This window comes from Bradyrhizobium sp. WSM4874, from assembly GCF_055811835.1.
The window spans coordinates 1-2415 of record NZ_JBVVPR010000127.1; the positions used below are offsets into that span (position 1 = coordinate 1).

The 2415-nt window shown below is 62.1% G+C and carries 1 protein-coding gene and 1 pseudogene; one reads left to right on the top strand and one right to left on the bottom strand.

What is annotated here, in order from left to right; genetic code table 11:
• Positions 1-427: 427 nt before the first annotated feature.
• On the bottom strand, positions 428-1546 hold the full coding sequence (locus tag AC0L3P_RS39540; protein WP_275199710.1) for an IS110 family RNA-guided transposase: 1119 nt from the start codon (positions 1544-1546) through the stop codon (positions 428-430).
• A gap of 103 nt (positions 1547-1649) precedes the next feature.
• On the opposite strand from AC0L3P_RS39540, the pseudogene AC0L3P_RS39545 reads away from it, so the two are divergent.
• Positions 1650-2291, top strand: a pseudogene (locus tag AC0L3P_RS39545) (DDE-type integrase/transposase/recombinase); the annotation flags it as partial.
• Between the last annotated feature and the right edge of the window lie 124 nt (positions 2292-2415).

Sequence of the window (2415 nt, forward strand, 5' to 3'; positions counted from 1 at the left end):
CTTGTTCCGTGTCCTCATTGCTTCCTCCTTTCAAAAGCCAACTCAGTCTGACTGAGAGGACGGGGCGGGTCATCCCAGACACAACGCGCGGTTTCCCATCTCCACGTGGACTCATCGTGAAGTTCTTGCGCCGATGGATCGTGCAGAGGAGAAGGCGGAACCCAAAGACGTCGGTGAACAGGCTCTGATGCGCGGGTTGGATACCGCATTTCCGTTTTTTCGTCTGGGGCTGTCCCTGGTCTAGCGTCGGGCGTCGATCGGATGATCGGCCACATAATGGATTTCAGGATTTCCCCTGCCGTGGTCCCGCCTTCACTTCTGCACGATTAATGTCTGCGACTGCCCCCTGATCTTGATTGCAACAAAGGGGGCTGTGGGCCGGTCGAGCGCACCTCACGACTCGAGCGGTCCACAGCCCCCAACGATGTCACGCCTGTCGAGGTGGCATGAGCTCGCGATTGATCGCCCAAATGAAGGCGGATAGCTCTCGGGCAATCGCCGTGACGATTACGGTTCGCCGCTTGCCCTTCCGCTCGAGTGAGCGGAAGCGTCCGCACAGCCTGGTTTGCGCTTTCCACGCAATCTCGCGCGCGACTCTCGGTGCGGCCTCCACCTTTGGCTGCTTGTCTCGGCTCACGCGCGGCGGATATCGATAGCTCCAGGCCGCCTCTACAAGAATACGTCGCGCCCGCCCATTACCGGCTTTGGTGATGCCGCCTCGCTTGACTTGGTCGCCAGTCGAGTTTTCTGTGGGCACCAGACCCAGATAGCCCATCAGCTCGCGCGGATTTTGAAAGCGGGATAGATCACCGATCTCAGCCAGCACCCCCACAGCCGCAATGAGATCAATCCCGCGCACCGCCTGCAGGGCCGACACAACCTCGGCGAGCGACCACTCGGGTACTACCTCGCGGATGGCATCTTCCAAACGCTCCAGCCGCTCACTTTCCTGGCGTATCCCCTCAAGTAACTCTTCGAATGCGATGCGCTGCTCGCGATGCTCGAGCTTCTGCGACATGAGCCATCTCATGTGGGCTGGTCCCCACGTTGTCTTGCCCGGATAGATGCGTCCCAGCCGCAGCATCAATGACGAGATCTGTTGACGCTTGCCCTGGAGGTCCTTCTTCACTGCTTGACGGGCGCGCGAGAGATCGCGCATAGCCTCATGGCGCTCGTCCGGCACCCATACCGCCGTGAGCTCGTCCGCGCGCAACAGCTTGGCGAGGCTTACCGCATCGCGCCGGTTCGTCTTCACTCGATCGCCGGCCTTCTTCGGAACGAGCGAGGGGGCCACCACCAGGCAGTCATGGCCGAGGCTCTTGAGCAGTCTGTAGAGACCGTATCCTGTTGGCCCTGCTTCGTAGCAAAACGTCAACTGACAGCATTTCGCTGCAAGCTTTGCCACCAGCTTTCGGATCGCTGCCTCCGTGGCAGGAAACTCCCCGAGATATCGTACCTCGCCGCCACGGCCGCCATCGGCAATGGCTATAGCATTGCGCGATTTTGACGTATCGATTCCGACAAAGACCTCGGTATGATGACCCACGACTCGCCCTCCTTGTTTGAGGCTCTGCCCGGTCCATCCAGGCAACCCTCGTCGCAACATCGAGGGTGAGTCGCCTCATTTTGTGGAGGGGACATACAGTCTAATGGTAGGGCCCGTCGCCAAGCGCGAAGCCGTCGCGCACCTGCAGGCCGTCATGGGTCTGTCGAAGCGGCGGGCCTGCGGCATCGTCGGCGCTGACCGCAAGATGGTTCGGTACCGATCGGGCCGCCCGCCGGACACCGAACTACGCGGCCACTTGCGCGAGCTTGCTAAATGCCCGTCGGCGGTTCGGCTACCGCCGGCTGTTCGTGCTGCTTCGCCAGCAGGGCGAGCCGTCCGGACGGAACCGGATCTACCGTCTGTATCGAGAGGAAGGCCTCAGCGTGGGCAAGCGCCGGGCCCGCCGCCGCGCCGTGGGCACCCGAGCGCCGATACTGGTCGAGCCTCGGCCGAACGCCCACTGGTCGCTGGATTTTGTCCACGACCAGTTCGCCAGCGGCCGTCGCTTCCGGATCCTGAATATCGTCGATGACGTGACCCGGGGATGTCTGGCGGCCATCCCCGACACCTCGATCCCGGGGCGGCGGGTGGCACGCGAACTGACGGCGCTGATCAATCAGCGCGGCAAGCCGGGCATGATCGTCTCCGACAACGGCACACCTTGTTCTTCGGCCTCGATCACGCCCGCGCCAAGATTGCGGATTGGGTTGGCGACTACAACGGCCAACGCCCGCATTCCGAGCTATCGCCGAAAGTTGGTGACGGCGGGAATCGGGAAGGCGGCACATCGTGGGGGTGCTTGACGCCTCCACTTCTCCACCGAAGGAGCGATATGCCGTGTCCAACGATAACGTCATCCAGCTGATTCA